A 20225-nucleotide genomic window follows, 5' to 3' on the forward strand; every position below is an offset into this window, starting at 1 on the left:
TAAGTATCATAAAAGAAAAAGGAGTCAATAATATGAAGTTAGCATGGAAAGAGATCGTATTCTATAAGTTCAAATATATTTTAATAATGCTGATTATCTTGTTACTGGCTAGCATGGTATTATTCATTAGCGGACTCGCACAAGGGCTTGGACGCGAAAACATTTCTATGTTAGATAATATGAATGCTGAAAAATACGTCGTACAAGATATGAAAGAGCCGGTGATTGAGAAATCAGCGCTTAAACCAGACGAGAAAAAAGACATCGAGAATGTAGTCAACGCAGAGCCATTCCAAATCGGAATGCAATCAATGAAAAGCGAGAATTCAAATGACCTAGACATCATGTTGATTAATCCTGGTAAAGACTTCAAACCAGCTTTATCAGAAGGTCATTATCCAAAAGCTGATAATGAAGTTGTTATTAATAAAAAATTAACAGCTGATGGTGTGAAAAAAGGTGACACTGTAACATTCAAGAATGGTGACAAAGATTATAAAGTTGTAGGTCTATTAGAAGACACAATGTATTCACACACATCTGCAGTGATGACAACAGGCGATACGTTTGAAAAATTAGTGCCAAAAGCAGCAACATTCTATCCATTAAAAGATGTATCTAAAGCAGATGAGAAAAAAATTAATGACATTAACGGTGCAAAAGTAGTAACTGAAAAAGACTTAACTGACAATATTCCAAGTTACAACGCAGAGCAAGCACCATTAACAATGATGATTGTCAGCTTATACGTGATTTCAGCAATTGTCTTAAGTGCATTCTTCTACGTTATGACAATTCAAAAAATCTCTGAAATCGGTATTTTAAAAGCTATCGGTATTAAAACAAGACACTTGTTATCATCATTAGTATTCCAAATCTTACTTGTTACAATGATTAGTGTGGTTGTTTCATTACTGATTATTAGTGGCCTAGGTATGATAATGCCAGTAAGTATGCCGTTCCACTTAACTGCAGGCAACATGTTACTTGTAGTAGGCGTCTTCGTAGTCGTTGCAATTATCGGTGCGGCATTATCATTCATTAAACTCGTTAAAGTAAATCCAATCGAAGCAATCGGAGGTGAAGGATAATGGGTTTAGAAGTTAAAGATATTACAAAATCATTTGGTACTGGCCAAGCTAAAACAGATGTTTTAAAAGGTGTTAACTTTGAAGTTAAAACTGGAGAATTCGTTATCTTGAGCGGTGCTTCAGGTTCAGGTAAATCAACGTTATTAACAATTTTAGGTGGTCTACAAGATCCAGATACAGGTAAAATTATCTACAATGGTGCGCCATTGTTCTCAAAAGAAAAAACAAACTCAGATATGCGTTTAACTGAAATCGGCTTTATCTTCCAAGCTTCGCATTTAGTGCCTTACTTGTCAGTTCGAGACCAATTGACATTAGTAGGACAAGAAGCGGGCATGTCTAAAAAAGATGCGAAAGCACGTGCAGAACAATTATTAGACCAAATCGGTTTGAAACATCGTTTAGATGCTTATCCGTTCATGTTATCTGGCGGTGAAAAACAACGTGTTGCGATTATGCGTGCATTCATGAATAATCCAAAAATCATCTTAGCTGACGAACCAACAGCAAGCTTAGATGCCCACCGTGCAACAGAAGTAACTGAAATGATCAGAGAACGTATCACAAATGAAGATATGGTCGGAATTCTTATCACACATGACACAAGACTCTTTGAATATGCAGATCGTGTCATTGACTTGTTCGATGGTAAAATTATTAATAAAAAAGATGACAGTGAAGAAGTATAAACACAGTCAAATATAATTAACGCTCATAATAGTAGCCAATGATTAATCGCGTTAATTGGGGAAACATTATTAAGGGAAAATAATGTAAAAAAAGTTGAGGTCAAACCTAAAATAGGTGAGACCTCAACTTTTTTATTTATATACATAACATTATATGAGTTAGAACATAGATAAAAAGAATTCAAGTAATATAGGGTGCTTAATGAACATACTGCCAATGAACAAAGCACCGAAATAAATGGTTAATAACAGTTTATAACAATACATCAAAGCAAAAAAGTCTCTGATTAATGCTGTATCAAAAAATGGATAAGGTGTGCGACTGCCAGCACCGACTGCGTTCATCTTAAGAACTTGTGCAAAACGCAAGCCGCGTAATATGTGAAATTGACTCGTGACAATAGCGATGTGTTCAAAAACTTGATTGCTGATAAGTGCTTTTGTATTATTCAGGTTTTCAAAAGTGCTATGTGATTGATCTTCTAAAATAATACGATCTTCTGGAATGTGTTGTTCAATTAAATACGCTTGCATGGCTTCAGCCTCTGACACTTTATCTCCTTCACCAGTCCCGCCGCTGACTACAATGTAAGGATTGCCATGATGATTTTGATATAAAGCAACTGCGCGATCTAAGCGCCAAGCCAGCATTTGTGTCACTTGATTGCGATATAAACCTGCGCCTAGTACAATGATTACATCAATCGGTTCTGGCAGTACAACCATACTAAATGCTGAAGACCAACTTAAATAGTGGACTAGGGCAAAGAGTGTACTGATAGTAATCCAACCGATCCATAAGAAAAGTGCATTCAGCACGGGTACTGGAATATGACTTAATAAATTTAAAGCCAATGCTAAGAAAGTAACAGCTAAAGTCAGACCCAAAATTCTTGTGAAGAACATACGTGCACTTTTCCAAACTAAAATAGCCCGATGCTTGAATAATAAAAGTAAGGCACCTATTATTGATACGCTGGCTAAATCATAAGGCAATGTACGCGTGATTAAATGAATAAATAATATGATGAATCCTAAGACCAGAGTAATGAAAAAGGATTGTATATTTAAAAAGCGATAGTGATTAAAGTATAAATAGATATAACTACATAAAATCAATAGGCTTAATATGAGTGAAAGTAATAGCATAATTAACCTCTGTATAATAAATTTCCTTCTTCTAATCTTACCCTATTTCGCCTTATGTTACTTTAGATATGATATGATTAGATATACGGATTGTTTAATATGTAGAATAAAAAGGTTCTCATACTGAGATGCAATAAGAAATTTTTATAGTTATGAAGGAGAAAATCATGGAAAACATTGAGCAACACACGCAGTTTATGGCAATGTTTATCGAAGATATTAATACCCTCATGGCAAGTTTGCTAGAAGGTTTACGTAAGGAATATCATATTTCGATTGAACAATCTCAAGCTTTATTTTTACTAGACAATAATAAATCTTTGACACTTTCAGAAATTACTGAAAAACAAGGTGTCAATAAAGCTGCCATCAGTCGTCGAATTAAAAAGTTAATTAATCTTGAATTAGTTGAACTTGTAAAACAAAATGAAAACGTAGACCAACGTTTGAAGTATGTGAGACTTACTGACAATGGTCGCGAATATATAGAACGTACTAAAGTGATTGTAAATGATGTTTCTACATACTTGCTTCAAGATATATCACAATCACAAATAGAAGAAACAGCTAAAAACTTAAGAATTATCGATCAACGTATTAAAGAATATATTTCTAAAATTCGATAAATCAAATAGCATTGATAAAAATCGGTACCTTATCAAAGTGTACCGATTTTTGTCATAATTACTGTTAAAAAAGGACATAAGGCTAAATACTGATATAATTTTATTGTGTAGTCTATTATAATAGAACTATCCAACAGTTTTACAGAAGAAATGTCGGTTTTAGTTTTACTTTTTTGTGCAATACCTGTAAAATTTGTGCGGGTTACATAAAATTTAAGAAAAACAAACATTCTTTACATAGAAAATCGAGTTATTTTCAACATTTCCTGGGAAATGTGAGTAAAATTTGAAAGTATTGAAACGAGGTGAACTGTCAATGGGGCAATCCGAAAAGCCGGATTCTAATGAAAGCCGCAAAACGCGTGAACAACGTATGCGCACAAATCAGAATCTACGTAAAATGGTGCCGTGGGGTATCGGTATTTTTATCGTTATCTTATTGATTATTCTGTTTTTCTTGTTGAGAAATTTCAATACACCAGAAGCACAAGCAAAAATCTTAGCGAATGCAGTGAAGAATAATGATACACAACGTATTGCGACGATTTTAAGTACACGTGAGAATAAAGTAAGTACGTATGAAGCGGAAACGTACATTAAATATATAAAAAGTGAAATTGGCCAGAATAAGTTTGATAAAGAACTGCAAGAGACGATACGTAACATAGACCGTAACGACAAAGATGCCAGCTTTATTAAAACACCTGATGGCAATAAAATACTGCGCATTACTAAAAATGGCCGCCGTTTTATTTTCTTTGATAACATCAGTTTCACTACGATTACTAAGAAACCGATTATTAAACCTAAAACGAAAACAACGTATATTTTCAGAGCGGATGATCGAAAACGTAAAGTTATTGCAGAAGCTAATGAAGCCACTATGTTAGGTAACTTTATTCCAGGTGATTATAAAATTCCAGCAACAAAAGAAACAGCTAATGGTAAATTCAGTGGTTATTTGACTTTCTCATTTAAAAATAGTAACAGCGAAACAGTCGATGTTCATGAAAAATTCCCTGAGGCGAATTTAAACATCAAGTTAGAAGGTGCCAATAAATTAGAAGGTAAGCATACGAAAGTGAAAATTAATGGTAAGTCTTACAATTACGATCACACACGTTTATATGGACCTTACCCTGTAACTGATGAAGTTGAAGTATCAGCAGAAGGTAAAGTCAAAGGCAGAACATTCGAATCTGACAGCATAAAAATTTATCCGAATGAATTAAAAGAGAATACCCCTGTGACGTTACACTTCGAAAAAGAAAAAATTGAGAAGTATGTTGAAGAGAAAGAAAAAGAGGAAAACAGTTTAAAAAATAAATTGTCTCGGTTCTTTGATAAATATACGTCAGCTTTAAATGAAGCGTCGACGGATAATAACTTCGCAAGTGTGTCTCCATTTTTAAAATCAGGAACAGATAATTATAAACAGACACAACATTTGATTCAAACAGGTCAAGGTGCAGCGTCTTTTTACCAATCGCCCCAAGTCGTTGATGTAACGACTGAAGGGGCGCACGTTTACGCTGAAGTCTTAACTTTAAATAACCAAGGTGTATGGGTTAAATCAACCTATAAACTTTTAGATGATAATCATAAATCGGGTCAGATACCAAGTACTGACGACTTGAAAATTATCAGCTCTCAATCATAAATAAACTCCTTTTTATCCATTGGATAGAGAGGAGTTTATTTAATATACGTCACTTGTAGTTTTGTTTATTTGAAATACGAGTTTTATTTTCATTGTAATATTTTGACTATCGGTATAACATGAGGATATTAATTGAATTGTACAGAGAGAAAGAAGGGGATTGTTTGTGAGTCAGGGACATACATATCAAGAGCGACCGCCTATATTTTTGATTATTATCTTAGGGGCGCTGACAGCCATCGGTGCGTTATCCATCGATATGTTTTTACCAGGGCTGCCGCAAATCAGATCGGATTTTAATACAACTGCATCTGCGGCACAATTAACACTGACTTTATTTATGGTTGGATTAGCGTTTGGTAATTTGATTATGGGACCTTTATCAGATGCTTATGGAAGAAAGCAACCTTTAATTATAGTGATGGTCATCTATACTATCGCAAGTATAGGTATTGTTTTTTCAGTGAATATCACGATGATGATCAGTTTAAGATTGATTCAAGGTTTATGTGCAGGGGCAGCTGCGGTGATTTCACGAGCGATTGCCAGTGATATGTATCATGGAAAAGCTTTAACAAAATTCCTAGCTGTTTTAATGTTGGTGAATGGTGTCGCACCTGTGATTGCGCCAGCACTGGGCGGCATTATCCTATTATTTTCAACATGGCATATGGTCTTTATTATCTTAACGATTTTCGGGATTTTTATGGTATTCAGTACCTCTATACGTGTGCCAGAATCATTAAGTAAGCAAGCGAGAGAGCCAGCTGATATCAAATCAATTTTAATTCAATTCAAACGTTTGTTGAAGCGCCCGAGATTTGTTTTACCAATGTTGCTTCAAGGTATGACTTTTGTGATTTTATTCAGTTATATCTCAGCCTCTCCTTTTATTACACAACGTATTTATACACTTTCACCACAAGCGTTCAGTATTATGTTCGCAGTGAATGGTATCGGCTTGATTATTTCATCACAATTATCTGGTAAATTAGTTGATTACTTTTCACCTTTAGCAATAATGCGTGGTTATACTTGGGTTCAACTCGTCGGAGTTGTCTTGATTTCAATTGTGCTGATTTTCCACTTGCCCATTTTCTTTTTATTCATAGCTTTCTTTGTGTTAGTCAGCCCAGTAACAGGTATCGCAACACTTGGATTTTCAGTGGCGATGGATGAACGTACAGGAGGCGGGGGCAGTGCTTCTAGTTTACTCGGTTTAGTTCAAACATTAATCGGAGGCATCAGTACACCGTTAGTCGGTTTAATGGGTGAAAGCAGTTATATCCCTTATTTAATTATCATTTTTATCGCATCAATTGTATTAATAATACTTCATTTGATTACTGCCAGAGTCTTTGCGCAGCCTCTATCAGAGAATGAGTAGTGAAAATATATAAAGCAGTGTTTTATTTATTCATATAAAAAGAGGAAGTGTCTTCGTCAGACGCTTCCTCTTTGCTTATTATTGAGTATTTTAAGCTTGTTGTCTCATTTTAATAGTATTGACTAACATCGTTTGTGCCATTGCTTCAGGTGCTTCTGTACAATCACGTCTTAACCAAGTATGAATTACACCTAATTGGCCTCCGATTAAGTAATGTGCAAAGTAAATCTTATCTGAAATACGTGTATAATCATTCAACAATCGTTCGTAAGATTCATGTGTAAAAGTAACGAATTTAATAATCACATCTTTTTGTGGATGTGTGACAAAGATGGCACGAAAAAATCGTTGAAATCGATTAATGTATCTGAAGATAATACGGAAAAACTGAAGGAGCTTTTGATTATCCTTTTTAATGGTTTCAAAATCTTGATATACAATGTGCATTAACTTTTGATAACGCGACATGTGATAGTTTTGAATCTGTTCAAATAAATCGTATTTATCTTGGAAGTAGTCATAAAAAGTAGAACGGTTAATACCACTATATGCGCAAATCATTTTAATTGTGATTTCTTCTGGCGCATAGTTTTCCATCAGACCAATTGTATTTATAAATATTTTGATTCGAGCACGCTTTTTCATCTCTGCACCTCTTCGTTACACTTTAGAATCGCCCGACACATTTTTTAAAAGTGTTGGTGTTTTTTTAAGTTACATGTCTTTATACTATTAAAAGTGACTTTGAAAAGCAAATAGGAGGAAAGTATGTATGAAGAAGTTAATCATTATTAATATTGTGACAATCGGAGTGCTTGTGTTAATCGGCATCGGCGGATTTTACTATTATAACCAAGCAACAAGTTATATAAAAACAGATAACGCGAAAGTAGATGGCCAACAAATTAAAATTGCGAGCCCTGTTTCAGGTAAAGTAGAATCATTTGATGGCAAAGAAAACAAATACTATAAAAAAGATGAACAAATCGCAGAAGTAGCAGGTAAAGGAGAAGACGGTTCTCCACAAAAAATGGATATTAAAATGCCTCAAGCCGGAACTATTGTGAAAACAGATGCGCAAGAAGGCGGCATGGTTCAAGCAGGTTCTCCAATGGCATATGCTTATAATTTAGATGAATTATATATTACCGCAAATGTAGATGAGACAGACATTGGCGATGTTGAAAAGGGTAGAAAAGTAGATGTTAAAATTGACGGTCAAGATTCTAAAATGAAAGGTAAAGTAGAACAAGTCGGTAAAGCGACAGCTTCAAGTTTCTCTTTAATGCCTTCATCTAATAGCGACGGCAACTATACTAAAGTATCACAAGTCGTACCTGTGAAGATTTCACTTGAAAATGCACCGGCAAAATCAGTGGTTCCAGGTATGAATGCTGAAGTAAGTATTCATAAGTAAGGAGGTCAATCTATGACACTTGCTTTAATTATATATATTGTCGTTGCATTACTGATTGTATTGCTGATCAATGTTTTCTTAAGAAAACGTAAAACTTCTCAATCAGTACGTCAACCTAACCCCTCTCACATCAAACAAAATACTGATCCTTCAAGATTTAAAGCGAGCGATTTAGAAACATCAGATGAATCAACAGAGGAGACAGACTTAAAACAGACTCACTCAGATGAAACAGAAACTGAGTCCACATATGAACAAGAAACAACACAAAACTCAGAAACAGAAGAGACAAAACAACCTGCACAAGGCGATTCGGTCATGTATCGTTTTGGTAAAGGTGCAACACGTAATAAAGTTCTTGCGGCGATGTTGTTTGGGATGTTTATTGCAATTTTAAACCAAACATTATTAAATGTGGCATTGCCTAAAATCAACAGTGATTTCAATATTACCGCGTCAACAGGTCAATGGTTGATGACTGGTTTTATGTTGGTAAACGGTATTTTAATTCCGGTCAGTGCCTTTTTATTCGACCGTTTTTCTTACCGTAAATTATACTTGTTCTCACTTGTTATTTTCACACTCGGCTCATTAGTGTGCGGGATTGCGATGAACTTCCCGGTTATGATGACTGGCCGTGTGCTTCAAGCAGCGGGCGCAGGGATATTAATGCCACTAGGTTCTAATGTGATTATGACGATTTTCCCACCGGCTAAACGTGGTATGGCTATGGGTGTGATGGGCGTTGCGATGATTTTAGCACCAGCCATCGGCCCGACATTATCAGGTTATATCGTTCAAAACTATCACTGGAATCTTATGTTTTACGGTATGTTCTTTATCGGTATTGTGGCGATTGTTGTCGGTTATTTCGGTTTCAAAATTTATCAACATACGTCTCAACCTAAAGCAGATGTACCAGGTATTATTTTCAGTACATTAGGTTTCGGCGCATTACTGTATGGCTTTAGTGAAGCAGGTAATGCAGGTTGGGGTTCAAATGAAATTATCGTTTCATTTACTATCGGAGTTATCTTTATTATCTTATTCATCTTAAGAGAGTTACGTATGAAGATGCCGATGTTGAACTTTGAAGTCTTGAAGTTTCCGACTTATGCATTAACAACACTTATTAACGTTATTGTCATGATGAGTTTATATGGCGGTATGTTATTATTACCGATTTATTTACAAGATTTACGTGGTTTTACCGCGATTGATTCAGGTTTATTACTATTACCAGGTGCTTTAGTTATGGGACTATTAGGTCCGATTGCTGGTAAATTGTATGACATGATAGGTATTAAACCACTTGCGATATTTGGTATCGCGGTTATGACATACGGAACATGGGAGTTAACGCATTTAACAATGGATACACCGTATTCGCATATTATGGGGATTTATATTTTACGTTCATTTGGTATGGCATTTATTATGATGCCGATTATGACAGCAGGTATGAATGCATTGCCAGCACGTTTAATTTCACATGGTAATGCCTTAGTGAACACATTGCGTCAATTAGCGGGTTCTATCGGTACAGCTATTCTCGTTACAGTGATGACGACACAAACAACTGAACACATGAATACGTTCGCACAAGATTTAGATAAAACGAATCCGGCGATTCAAGATCAAATGAAAGAAATGGCCATGCAATATGGCGGTCAAGAAGGCGCAATGAAAGTGATTATGACCTTCTTAAATAAACTTGCGACAGTTGAAGGTGTCAATGATGCTTTCTGGATTGCGACATTATTTAGCGCTATCGCATTATTCCTTAGTTTCTTTATTCAAAGTAAGAAAAAAGCAGATGCATTTGCGCAAGAACATGATCATTAAAAAATATTGAAGATATTAAGAAAGCGACAGGTGCTGTATCTGTCGCTTTTTCTAATAAAAACGCCTCTGCGTCCTTTACGCAGGGGCGTTTCTTCAATTATGATTCATTTTTTAATTTGTAGGGTCTGTATTTGACGTGTTAGTTTGAGAATTCTTCGTAGGTGCTTTAAATGGCCACCAGTTTCCTTGATTGAATGATTGTGCAACCGAAGGAATGAAGAGTGGTAATAAGAGTACGTTATAAATGATAAGTCCGATAATAATCACAGTCGCAATTTCCATAAGTGTTAAGGCACCAGAAGTATAAAGTGCTGCGACAGTACCGACTAAAATGACACATGCGGTCATGATAACTGTACCCATCTTACGCATTGAAGTGATGATGGCGTCAGTGACTGAATGACCTTGTTCGACTTCTTCGGTGAAGCGGTTGACTAAGAAGATTGCGTAGTCGATACCTAAAGCCATGAGTACAACAAAGCTGAAGAATGGAACAACTAATGAGAGGCCACCCATATCAAATAAGTTTGTAAAGATTAAGTTTGAAATACCGATAGATGCATAATATGTGATTAAAATAGATGCGATCATATAAATCGGCATAATAATTGAGCGTTCAAAGATTAACAGTACAATAAATAAGAATACTGTAATCAATGCGATGGCTTTACTCATATCACTATTGACTGTTTTTTCTAAGTCATTGTTTTGTGATGATGTGCCACCAAACTCAATATCACTGTTTTCGAATGATGTGCCTTTGACTTGATGATCGACAGTTTCGTGTATCGTATCTACAGTCTGCATAGCTGATTTAGAGAAAGGATCTCCTTTTAATTCAACAGTCATTAAGAGTACCTTACCATTGCCTTCGCTATACTGTTTAACCGAATCTTTTAAATCTGTATTTTTCAACATATCATCTGTGATGTGCATACCAGACTTGTCGATGTTTTTGTCATCGGCCATTTCTTTTAAGCGTTGTTGAATCTGAGTTTGTCCGTCTTGAACTTGTGAAATACCATTTTGTGATTGTTCTAACCCTTGTGCTAATTGACCAGACTGTCCAGTAACTTGTTGAACAGCTTGTTGTGGTGGAAGTTGAGAACTTTGTTGCAGCATTTGTTGTACACGTTGTTGTTCTGTTAGAGGTTCAACTTGTGACTGCATCTCACCTAAACCATTGTTGACTTGATCGAGTCCTTGATTCGCTTCATTTAACTTGCCTTGAATGACATCTAGTTGATGCGATGCTGAAAGAGATTTAATCGGTTCTCCGGTAGGGCGTGTAATCGTGCTGACACTATCGACACCTTTTATTTTTTCAATTGATTGTGCCAAGACTTCAGCATCATTCACACCTTTAGAAGTTGTCAGTTTATGATCATCTGCGATTGCAATATTTACTGGGAATGCTTGTCCCATAGTGAAGTCATCTTTAATGATATTGATGGCTTTGATGGAATCATATTGATCACTGATTTCATTAGTATTGTCGAATGAAATTTTATTAGGTGCGAAAATAATAATTGGTACCAAAATTACTAACACAATGACAAGGCCAAAGAAAGAACGTTTCGTTGTAAATTGACCCAACGTGCCCCATAATTTACTATCTTTGTGTGTACCAGCATTTCTGCTTGGCCAGAATATTTTTTCACCCGTTACCATTAATAGTGTAGGCAGCAAGGTGAATAAGATAATCATCAGACATAGCACACCGATTGCGATACCCATCGCTGAACGGAAGAGACTAAACTCTACAAAGAATAATGCTGCAAAGCCGACTAATACTGTAATGGCACAGATTAAAATCGTGCGTCCGCCATTTTTGAAAGTGTTAAATACAGCTTGATAATTGGATTGGTTTTTACTCAACTCTTCTTTATAACGGTTAAGTAATAAAATACAGTAATCCGTTCCAATACCAAACAGCAACGCGATTAAGAACGGTTGAATATAGATGGAAATTGGAAAATCGATATATTTGACAAGCAGTGCCAAAATACCTTGTGAGAATAAATAAGAAATACCAACTAAAAGTAATGGTACAAAAGGTGTAACTACAGAACGGAAGACTAAGAATAAAATACCGAGAATTAAAATGACTGTAATAATTTCAGTTTTCTGCAAGCCTTCGTTCACACTCTTGTTGATATCATCATTGATGATTTCATTACCAGTTAAATAAGAAGACTTAAAGTCTTGATGAATATGATTGATATCATCCGCAGCATTTAAAGTCTTAGTTTTATCATCTGTCGTTTCTATAGGAATGAGCACAGTTTTTTTATTATCTGCCACTAATTTGTCTTCAATGTTCTTACTTTCGACAGGATTAATGACATTTTCAACATGTTTCACTTTCTTGATGTCTTTAACATAGTCCTTAAGCTGTTGACGACTTGTTTTATCTAGAGGTCGATCTAACTTGACGACAGCGCTGATACTTTCGGAATCAGCACCGACTGCTTTTAATTTATTTGTATATTGTTGTGAGGTCATATTATCAGGAGGCTTTATATCACCTTTATCTTCAGCTAATTTTGTTAAATTAGGTGCGAAAATTAAAGTACAAGCCACCATTATCACAACAATAATTGAAATTAGCCATCTGAATTTCAATATTGTTTTCATTTTCTATATTGACTCCTTTTTTATAAAATTTCCTCATACTTTTTAGTTGAGAGGTGTTAACTATATCTATGATAAAGAGAATTGAGTTTATTGTAAAGTTAAATGTTTGAGAAAATTGAATATAAAAAAGCAACAACTCGGTGTGAGCTGTTGCGTAGTCATTAACTATTTAATTCGAATACGACGGTTTCTGAAGAATAAGCTGATAAAGAGTAAACCGAAACAACACGCGAGTAATACGGTCGCATTACTTATTGCTTCACCTGTGACTAAGATTTTATCAGGTGAGAGGTTAATAAAGTATTGTTGTAATGTTTCAGATACGCGTTTCGCTGTTTCTTCAACGATATAAGCCAGGCCGAAAGGAATCGCAAACATAATGGCGATTAAGACCATATTGACAATTTTTATCGCAGTACGATTAAAAATCAATGTTAAAACCGTCAAAATCAAACTGAGAATACCTGCGAAGAAAAAGGCGTAAAAGGCCAGTTTCAATTTGCTGATATTATCTTGCAGTTGGCTGATTTGTGTTAAATCAACATTTTGACTCGAGATGTTTTGCAGTGTCTCTTGGAAATTCAAGATTTGTGAAAAACGAATGGGTTCATTCACGAGTAAAATATTGAAAATAGGTTCTTTCAGCATACTGTAAATCGAGATAATTGTCAGAATCAATACGATGATTTGAATAATTAAACTGACGTAAGAACGCTTCTTTTTTGGTGCGAAATACTGGCCGCGTTGAAGCGGTACTCGATCTAAAGGAGCTTTATCAGCCCGTCGTAAATTATTTTGAGCCATAATGGACCAAATACCTCCCTTTGAAGAAAGAAGAACAGAATGATTTATATATTCTTATAACTTATCTTCTGACTGTATTGTATATATTTTATCACTGATGACTTGAATCACATAGTACTTTCCTTGTGTTTCGTAGAGTTGTGCTACAGTCAGCCCTTCTTCATAATAAGCTTGATTGATCGTGTTGTTTGATGGGATTCCACTATGAAGTTGTGATAATTGTGTTGTTAAACCTTGTTTTGTATTTTGAATTAAAGTCGTGATGTCTTGATTGGTTTCTGTTCTTTGTAATTGATTTTGTAGCGTATCTATCATTTGACGTTTACCTTGAATAATCGCATGCATAATACCACGTTCAAATAATTTATAGTCAGGCCCCTTAGTTACATTGTCTTTGCGTTGATTGAGCTCGCTAAGTTCGACTTTGACATCATCCGTTAAATCCAACAAAGTTACTTGAAGTTCTTCTTGAAGGGATAAACTCATTTAGAATCTCCTTTTTGAGGTATTTCAATACGATGCCCCAGTTGTTTTGGCCAATCAACCTTAGGTTGTGTGTGGTAGTAAAGTTCAACATTGCGCATAAATGTTTCTGGGAAAGGAGCTGATTTTTCACTATCACGATCGATACCCATCATCATTTGTTCATTCGTTGCGACAATGTTGCCTTGTTCGTTGCGCATAATTAAAAAGAAATGCAGACGCTTATAGTCATAGTTATAAAGATGAATATCAATTTGATAATTATCATCCAACTTAAGCTGGGATAAGAATGTTGTGTGTTCTTCAATTGTGAAAATCGTGTAGTTTAACTGCTTACGTTCGTCTAATGAAAGACCGTTATTATAGTTGAATTCATTCGTTGCTTGGCTGAACGCTTCGTTATATTGTGAATCATGCATATGCTGATTATGATCAATCATAGATTTTTCTACTGTACCTGTTAATGTAAATAGGTTGCTCATTAAAAAACTCCTTTACCGATTATTATTTTTTTATTTATCATGTATTGTTTTATACTTTATAACCCTCCATAATATACAATTCAATAGGGATAACTTCAAACATAATTAATACTAAAAATGATAAACTAATTTTATGACATAGGGGAGGGAAACGCATGAGTATGTCCATATATTATCAAACTCATTCACATGGCTTCAAAACAGTAGAAGACAAGCGTGATATTCCGTCAGATGCGACGGTGATTTGGTTTGATTTGAATGAACCGACTGAACAAGAAAATAAATTTTTATTAGATAACTTTGATTTTAACCCATTAGAAGTTGATGATACTATACATGCTAATCCAAGGGCGAAGTATAAGAATTATGGAGATTATCAAAATATCGTGTTTCATCGACTTTCAGAACAAAACTATCAAGTTGAAGTCTTGAATATTTTCATTAAAAACAATATCTTAATCACATATCATCATCAGCCGATTGATGAAATTGAAGCAGTTCACAAGCAAGTCACTGCTCATTTCGATAAAGATTTAGATTGTGATGATATTGTTCTATATATCCTTGACCATATTGTGGATGAATATTTCAATCACGTGGAAAAGATATCAGATAAAGTGTTTATGTTTGAAGATGAACATGGAGGAGAACGTACCAACAAGTATATGATGGATGATTTGTTTGATTTACGTTCTGATATTATCAAGATGAACCGAATCATTATGCCGATGAAAGAGTTGATTGATACGTTGCAATATTCGAGTGCTTTAGTGAGAGATGAAAGGCATAGAATGTATATTCAACATATTAAAGATCATATCGTCAAAGAAGAAAATATGTTGAGAACAGCACAGGATATCACGAAAGAAATCAGAGACAATTTTGAATCATATACTACATATAGAATGAACCACGTCATGCAGATATTAACTATTGTTTCAATGATTTTCATGCCATTAACATTGCTTGCGGGGATATACGGAATGAACTTTGAATATATGCCAGAATTGAAATGGCATTATGGTTACTTTATATGCCTAGGATTGATGGTACTAATTACGTTATGGTGCCTTTGGTTCTTCAAACGTAAAAATATGCTTTAGCATGATTTGAAATGGGAGCATTAAAAACTGGAACGAATGTCAGTTGATTGATACACTATCACTAATACATGAAAGAAAAGAAAGTAGGAAAGACAATGAGCGACTCTAAAAGGGAACAACGAAAAGATGATCACGTAAAAATTGCGATGGCACAAACTGATCCGAAACTAACTGATTTTGAACGTGTCAGATTTGTACATCATTCTATTCCAAGCGTGGATGTAGAACAAGTAGATTTATCAGTCAAATTACCAGACTTTGACTTAAGTTCACCCCTATACATTAATGCCATGACAGGCGGCAGTGAATGGACAAAACAAATCAACGAAAAGCTTGCGGTAGTTGCGAGAGAGACAGGGCTTGCAATTGCGGTAGGTTCAACACATGCTGCATTACGTAATCCAAAAACTGCAGATTCATTCAATATTGTAAGAGAAAAGAATCCAGAAGGTATTTTGTTTAGTAATGTCGGTGCAGATGTGCCTGCAGACTTAGCTAAGAAATCTGTAGAGATGTTGGATGCAAATGCACTGCAAGTACATGTCAATGCACCACAAGAACTTGTAATGCCAGAAGGTAATCGTACATTTTCAAATTGGATGGAAAACTTGAGCTTAATTGTTCAAACAGTTGATGTACCTGTGATTGTGAAAGAGGTCGGTTTCGGTATGAGCAAAGAAACGATAGAAGCTCTATATGAAATCGGTGTACGTTATGTAGATGTCAGCGGCCGCGGCGGTACGAACTTTGTTAATATCGAAAATGAACGCCGTGATTTAAAAGATATGTCTTACCTTCAAAATTGGGGACAATCAACAGTCGAATCTTTATTAGAAAGCCAATCACTACAAAATAAAATGATTGTATTTGCGAGCGGCGGTGTACGTAACCCGCTGGATGCTGTGAAATGTATTGCGCTAGGTGCGGATGCAGTAGGTATGTCTCGACCTTTCTTAGAACAAGTTGAAAATAATGGGATTACACAAACTGTAGAATATGTAGAAGCGTTTCTTGAACAAATGAAACGAATTGCGACGATGTTGGATGCATCAAATATTCAAGATTTACAACAAACGTCAGTCATTTTTGATCAATATCTAAAAAATTGGATAGAACAACGTGGATTAAATTAGAAAATAGCACAAAAATCATTGTATGAAAATATACAAAAATAAGTGGAAATATAAGGAGAGCGGTTCAACTGGTAGAGGGTTGAACCGCTTTTTTAGTAACAAATTGGTTTTGGTATAGGCAATCACGAAGAGCTGGACCTTTGAGTCCATAGGCTCTGGCAACGCTTACACTTATTATAGAACATTAATTTGCACAAAGCAATTAGATTCATAAAAAATGATGGATTGTACAAAATAAAATGATTGGTAAATAACAAAATTACAGATGAGTATTATTTAGTACCTATAAGAAACATTTTGACATAAATGTGTATTGATTTATATCTATCTTTAGAAACTGAGCTGAATTTATAATAGGAGTATATTAATTCTCTGTCGAAGGGGGTCAGGGAGTGAGACCTAGTTATTCACAATTCAAAGAAACCGTGCTGATAGAACCGACATCACCAGTTGTTGAACCGTTTTTATACTATTATGATAAGAACCAACATCACATCTCAGGGCTACACATCAGTATAGAAGTTGAGTTAAATAATTGGAATGTTTCTCTCGAAAACAATATCAACACGAATATTATTACAGCCAGTCATACTTTTAAAGTTGATCGTGCTGAAAATAATGTGAAGTATCATTTGGTTGTCATAACACCCGAGACAAATACCGCTATGATAATAGACATCAATCAGGATTTGCGTATAGAGTTGAGTCGTTCATCGACAAAATATATATACGACATAACCAACTATTTGATTAGTGGCGAGAATTATATATATACTGCTTATTTAAGCTGTCAACTGACTCATCATAATTTACAAAATTTCAAAATTGAACGTATTTTTAATGAATGCTTTATCTTAAAAACTTCTACGTGATTTTGAGTGGTCGGACTGTTAAATAAACTATCATACAGTGCTTCAACTCTAAATTTTAAAATATGGACACTAACTTTTTTCAAAGAATGTTAACATATATACATGAATGATTACATCCAAAGTAATAAAGGATGAGTCTTGACAGTTGTTTGTGTGTGACTCCAACATAAGCAATGTGACAGATTAAATAAGCAAAATGATTTAGAAACTTAGGGTAGACTATTTACAGATTGTAATAGTTTTTGTGAATTGATGAGATGTCCTTGTCTATGATATATAGATGAGGGCATTTTTGCGTAGTTAGAAAAAGTTGGAAATAGAGTCGTCCTAAATACTCTATTCAAAATAAAGCCACAACATTTTGACATATCTGTTAAAAGTATGGCTATCCTCTTCTAAATTCTATATATTGTGGTAATTTAGTATTTAGAACACAAGATATAGTAGAAAAGGGGAATTCTATGTTGAAACTAGAAGAGAGCTTAAGTCGCTTAATTAATAAAGATCCGACAGTAGTTAATGAAAACGCGAATAAAGACAGTGAAACATTTACGACAATGCGTGACTTAACTGCAGGTGTCGTTTCAAAATCATATGCCTTAGAACACTTATTACCAAAACATGTGGCAGCAGCACATTTAAATGGAGATATTCATTTCCATGATTTAGATTATCACCCATTCCAACCTCTAACAAACTGTTGCTTGATTGATATTAAAGGGATGTTGGAAAAAGGGTTTGAAATTGGTAATGCACAAGTAGAATCACCAAAGTCCATTCAAACTGCGACAGCTCAAATCGTTCAAATTATTGCGAACGTATCAAGCAGTCAATATGGTGGTTGTACAGTTGATCGTATTGATGAAGTATTAAGTCAATATGCAGAATGTAACGCCAGAAAACATCGCGAAATCGGAGAAAAGTTTGTATATCCTGAACAATTGGATGATTATGTCCGTACGCAAACTGAAAAAGATATTAAAGATGCGATGCAAAGTTTAGAATATGAAATTAATACACTTTATACGTCTAATGGACAAACACCTTTCGTGACACTAGGTTTCGGCTTAGGCACAGATACATACAGCCGAATGATTCAAAAGGCAATCTTGAAAACTCGTATTCAAGGTTTAGGGCATCATCATGTGACTGCCATTTTCCCTAAATTGGTTTACTCCATTAAAAAAGGTGTCAATTTTGCGCCTGAAGATATCAACTATGATGTAAAACAGTTAGCTTTAGAATGTTCTACTAAACGTATGTATCCAGATATTTTGAACTATGATAAAACTGTTGAAATTTTAGGTGACTTCAAAGCGCCGATGGGTTGTCGTTCATTCTTACCAGCATGGCAAAACGAAAAAGGTGAAAATGAAAACAGCGGTCGTTGTAATTTAGGTGTTGTTACTTTGAACTTACCGCGTATTGCGATTGAAACAGAAGGCGATCCAGCTGCATTCTGGAGATTACTTGATGAACGTATGACATTGATTCATGATGCATTAGTTTATCGTATTGAACGTATTCAATCTGTGATTCCAAATAACGCACCAATCCTTTATAAAAGCGGTGCATTCCACAATCGCTTAAAAGAAGATGATAATGTGATGGAATTATTCAAACATAAACGCGCAACTATATCTATGGGCTATATTGGTCTTTATGAAGCAGCAACTGTTTTTTATGGACCTAACTGGGAAACAAATCCAGAAGCGAAAACATTCACATTAGACATTTTAAGACGCATGAAAGATTTCCAATATCAATGGACAGATGATTACGATATTTTCTTCAGCTTATACAGTACACCAAGTGAATCATTAACAGATCGATTCTGTCGTTTGGATACAGAACGTTTTGGATTAATCCCAAATATCACAGATAAAGGCTATTACCAAAACTCTTTCCATTACGATGTACGTAAAGCAGTGTCACCGTTTGAAAAATTGGATTTTGAAAAAGATTATCCTTTCTTAGCGAGCGGCGGTTATATTCATTATTGTGAGTATCCTAAATTGACACATAATACAAAGGCGCTAGAAGCGGTATGGGACTATTCATATGATAAAGTCAGTTATTTAGGTACGAATGCGCCGATAGACAAATGCTATGAATGTGGTTTTGAAGGGGACTTTAAAACAACAGCACATGGCTATGAATGTCCACATTGCGGTAATCATGATCCTGATACAGTAGATGTGGTTAAAAGAACTTGCGGTTATCTTGGTAATCCTGTTCAAAGACCAACGATTGAAGGGCGTCATAAAGAAATTGCTGCACGTGTGAAACATATGAAAGGAAACGAATAACGATGTTATATGCACAAGTTGAAACTGGACAAGGTTATCTCGCAAAGATTGAAGAAGAATCGTTTGTGGATGGAGAAGGGGTCAGATGCAGTGTGTATGTATCAGGTTGTCCTTTTGCATGTGCCGGCTGTTATAATGTCGCAGCACAAAAATTTAAATATGGCACACCTTTTACAGATGAAACGTTGACTCAAATCCTTGATGCTTGTGCACCAGATTATATTGCTGGGTTAAGCCTGTTAGGCGGCGAACCATTTTGTAATATAGACATTATCCAACCCTTGATTGAAGCATTCAGAGCACGTTTTGGTCATACTAAAACGATTTGGGTTTGGTCTGGTTTTATGTTTGAGAATTTAAAACATAATACAAAAGCACGTAAAGAACTTTTAAAACAAATTGATGTCTTAGTAGATGGACCTTTTGTCCAACAACTTTATCAACCAGGCTTAGCATTCAAAGGTTCGCTGAATCAACGTGTCATCAATGTACCTTTATCTCTACAAACAAATACCATTATAGAAATATGAAAAAAGTG

The 20225-nt window shown here is 35.1% G+C and carries 18 protein-coding genes; 12 read left to right on the top strand and 6 right to left on the bottom strand.

The genetic code is table 11. From position 1 onward, the window contains the following. Nucleotides 1–32: 32 nt before the first annotated feature. Nucleotides 33–1091, top strand: coding sequence for an ABC transporter permease (locus HMPREF2603_RS01095; RefSeq protein ID WP_023015052.1), 1059 nt, complete (start codon nucleotides 33–35; stop codon nucleotides 1089–1091). After that, entirely contained in the window at nucleotides 1091–1780 is a 690-nt protein-coding gene (locus HMPREF2603_RS01100; protein WP_060803620.1) for an ABC transporter ATP-binding protein, read from the top strand. Before HMPREF2603_RS01095 ends, HMPREF2603_RS01100 begins: the two co-directional genes overlap by 1 nt. 159 nt (nucleotides 1781–1939) lie before the next feature. Here the strand turns inward: HMPREF2603_RS01100 and HMPREF2603_RS01105 are convergent, their stop codons facing one another. Next, complete coding sequence (locus HMPREF2603_RS01105) at nucleotides 1940–2686, bottom strand: YdcF family protein (protein ID WP_234016479.1); 747 nt, start codon at nucleotides 2684–2686, stop codon at nucleotides 1940–1942. 410 nt (nucleotides 2687–3096) lie between these two features. Between HMPREF2603_RS01105 and HMPREF2603_RS01110 the strand changes: the two genes are divergently transcribed. The 3 genes from HMPREF2603_RS01110 to HMPREF2603_RS01120 all read left to right on the top strand — a co-directional run bounded on the left by HMPREF2603_RS01110 (nucleotide 3097) and on the right by HMPREF2603_RS01120 (nucleotide 6602). Beyond that, nucleotides 3097–3555 (top strand): MarR family transcriptional regulator TcaR, encoded by a 459-nt coding sequence (locus HMPREF2603_RS01110; protein ID WP_002479696.1) that lies wholly within the window; start codon nucleotides 3097–3099, stop codon nucleotides 3553–3555. Between the two features lie 316 nt (nucleotides 3556–3871). After that, nucleotides 3872–5215, top strand: a complete 1344-nt coding sequence (locus tag HMPREF2603_RS01115; protein WP_060803622.1) for a TcaA second domain-containing protein — start codon at nucleotides 3872–3874, stop codon at nucleotides 5213–5215. Between the two features lie 166 nt (nucleotides 5216–5381). Continuing rightward, nucleotides 5382–6602 (top strand): putative multidrug effflux MFS transporter TcaB, encoded by a 1221-nt coding sequence (locus HMPREF2603_RS01120; RefSeq protein ID WP_060803623.1) that lies wholly within the window; start codon nucleotides 5382–5384, stop codon nucleotides 6600–6602. Nucleotides 6603–6692: 90 nt separating this feature from the next. On the opposite strand, the gene HMPREF2603_RS01125 is transcribed toward HMPREF2603_RS01120, so the two are convergent. Further along, nucleotides 6693–7247 (bottom strand): TetR/AcrR family transcriptional regulator, encoded by a 555-nt coding sequence (locus tag HMPREF2603_RS01125; protein WP_002479693.1) that lies wholly within the window; start codon nucleotides 7245–7247, stop codon nucleotides 6693–6695. Nucleotides 7248–7374: 127 nt separating this feature from the next. On the opposite strand from HMPREF2603_RS01125, the gene HMPREF2603_RS01130 reads away from it, so the two are divergent. Together HMPREF2603_RS01130 and HMPREF2603_RS01135 are read left to right on the top strand one after the other, a co-directional pair. Then, nucleotides 7375–8019 carry an HlyD family secretion protein gene (locus HMPREF2603_RS01130; RefSeq protein ID WP_060803624.1) on the top strand — a complete coding sequence of 215 codons (645 nt, stop codon included), beginning with the start codon at nucleotides 7375–7377 and terminating at the stop codon, nucleotides 8017–8019. Between the two features lie 12 nt (nucleotides 8020–8031). Next, a complete protein-coding gene (locus HMPREF2603_RS01135) occupies nucleotides 8032–9864 on the top strand; it encodes a DHA2 family efflux MFS transporter permease subunit (protein WP_057509949.1) in 1833 nt (610 codons plus the stop codon). 111 nt (nucleotides 9865–9975) lie between these two features. Here HMPREF2603_RS01135 and HMPREF2603_RS01140 read toward each other — a convergent pair whose 3' ends face one another. From HMPREF2603_RS01140 to HMPREF2603_RS01155, 4 genes are all read right to left on the bottom strand, one after another. Further along, a complete protein-coding gene (locus tag HMPREF2603_RS01140) occupies nucleotides 9976–12501 on the bottom strand; it encodes an MMPL family transporter (protein WP_070462878.1) in 2526 nt (841 codons plus the stop codon). Between the two features lie 165 nt (nucleotides 12502–12666). Further along, nucleotides 12667–13305 carry a hypothetical protein gene (locus tag HMPREF2603_RS01145; protein WP_002479689.1) on the bottom strand — a complete coding sequence of 213 codons (639 nt, stop codon included), beginning with the start codon at nucleotides 13303–13305 and terminating at the stop codon, nucleotides 12667–12669. Between the two features lie 54 nt (nucleotides 13306–13359). Beyond that, on the bottom strand, nucleotides 13360–13791 hold the full coding sequence (locus HMPREF2603_RS01150) for a hypothetical protein (RefSeq protein WP_060803626.1): 432 nt from the start codon (nucleotides 13789–13791) through the stop codon (nucleotides 13360–13362). Further along, nucleotides 13788–14270, bottom strand: coding sequence for a thioesterase family protein (locus HMPREF2603_RS01155; RefSeq protein WP_057509944.1), 483 nt, complete (start codon nucleotides 14268–14270; stop codon nucleotides 13788–13790). Before HMPREF2603_RS01155 ends, HMPREF2603_RS01150 begins: the two co-directional genes overlap by 4 nt. A 155-nt stretch (nucleotides 14271–14425) precedes the next feature. On the opposite strand from HMPREF2603_RS01155, the gene corA reads away from it, so the two are divergent. The 5 genes from corA (at nucleotide 14426) to nrdG (ending at nucleotide 20217) form a co-directional block, all read left to right on the top strand. Continuing rightward, complete coding sequence (gene corA, locus HMPREF2603_RS01160; RefSeq protein WP_002479686.1) at nucleotides 14426–15373, top strand: magnesium/cobalt transporter CorA; 948 nt, start codon at nucleotides 14426–14428, stop codon at nucleotides 15371–15373. 95 nt (nucleotides 15374–15468) lie between these two features. Continuing rightward, nucleotides 15469–16506, top strand: coding sequence for a type 2 isopentenyl-diphosphate Delta-isomerase (gene fni, locus HMPREF2603_RS01165; protein WP_060803627.1), 1038 nt, complete (start codon nucleotides 15469–15471; stop codon nucleotides 16504–16506). A 392-nt stretch (nucleotides 16507–16898) separates the two neighbouring features. Continuing rightward, on the top strand, nucleotides 16899–17378 hold the full coding sequence (locus HMPREF2603_RS01170; protein WP_002479684.1) for a hypothetical protein: 480 nt from the start codon (nucleotides 16899–16901) through the stop codon (nucleotides 17376–17378). 461 nt (nucleotides 17379–17839) lie between these two features. Next, a complete protein-coding gene (gene nrdD / locus HMPREF2603_RS01175) occupies nucleotides 17840–19687 on the top strand; it encodes an anaerobic ribonucleoside-triphosphate reductase (RefSeq protein ID WP_002479683.1) in 1848 nt (615 codons plus the stop codon). Nucleotides 19688–19689: 2 nt separating this feature from the next. Then, nucleotides 19690–20217 (top strand): anaerobic ribonucleoside-triphosphate reductase activating protein, encoded by a 528-nt coding sequence (gene nrdG / locus HMPREF2603_RS01180; RefSeq protein ID WP_002479682.1) that lies wholly within the window; start codon nucleotides 19690–19692, stop codon nucleotides 20215–20217. Nucleotides 20218–20225: the final 8 nt, after the last annotated feature.

The sequence above is a fragment of the Staphylococcus sp. HMSC055C03 genome, assembly GCF_001809385.1.
Lineage (GTDB): Bacteria > Bacillota > Bacilli > Staphylococcales > Staphylococcaceae > Staphylococcus > Staphylococcus simulans.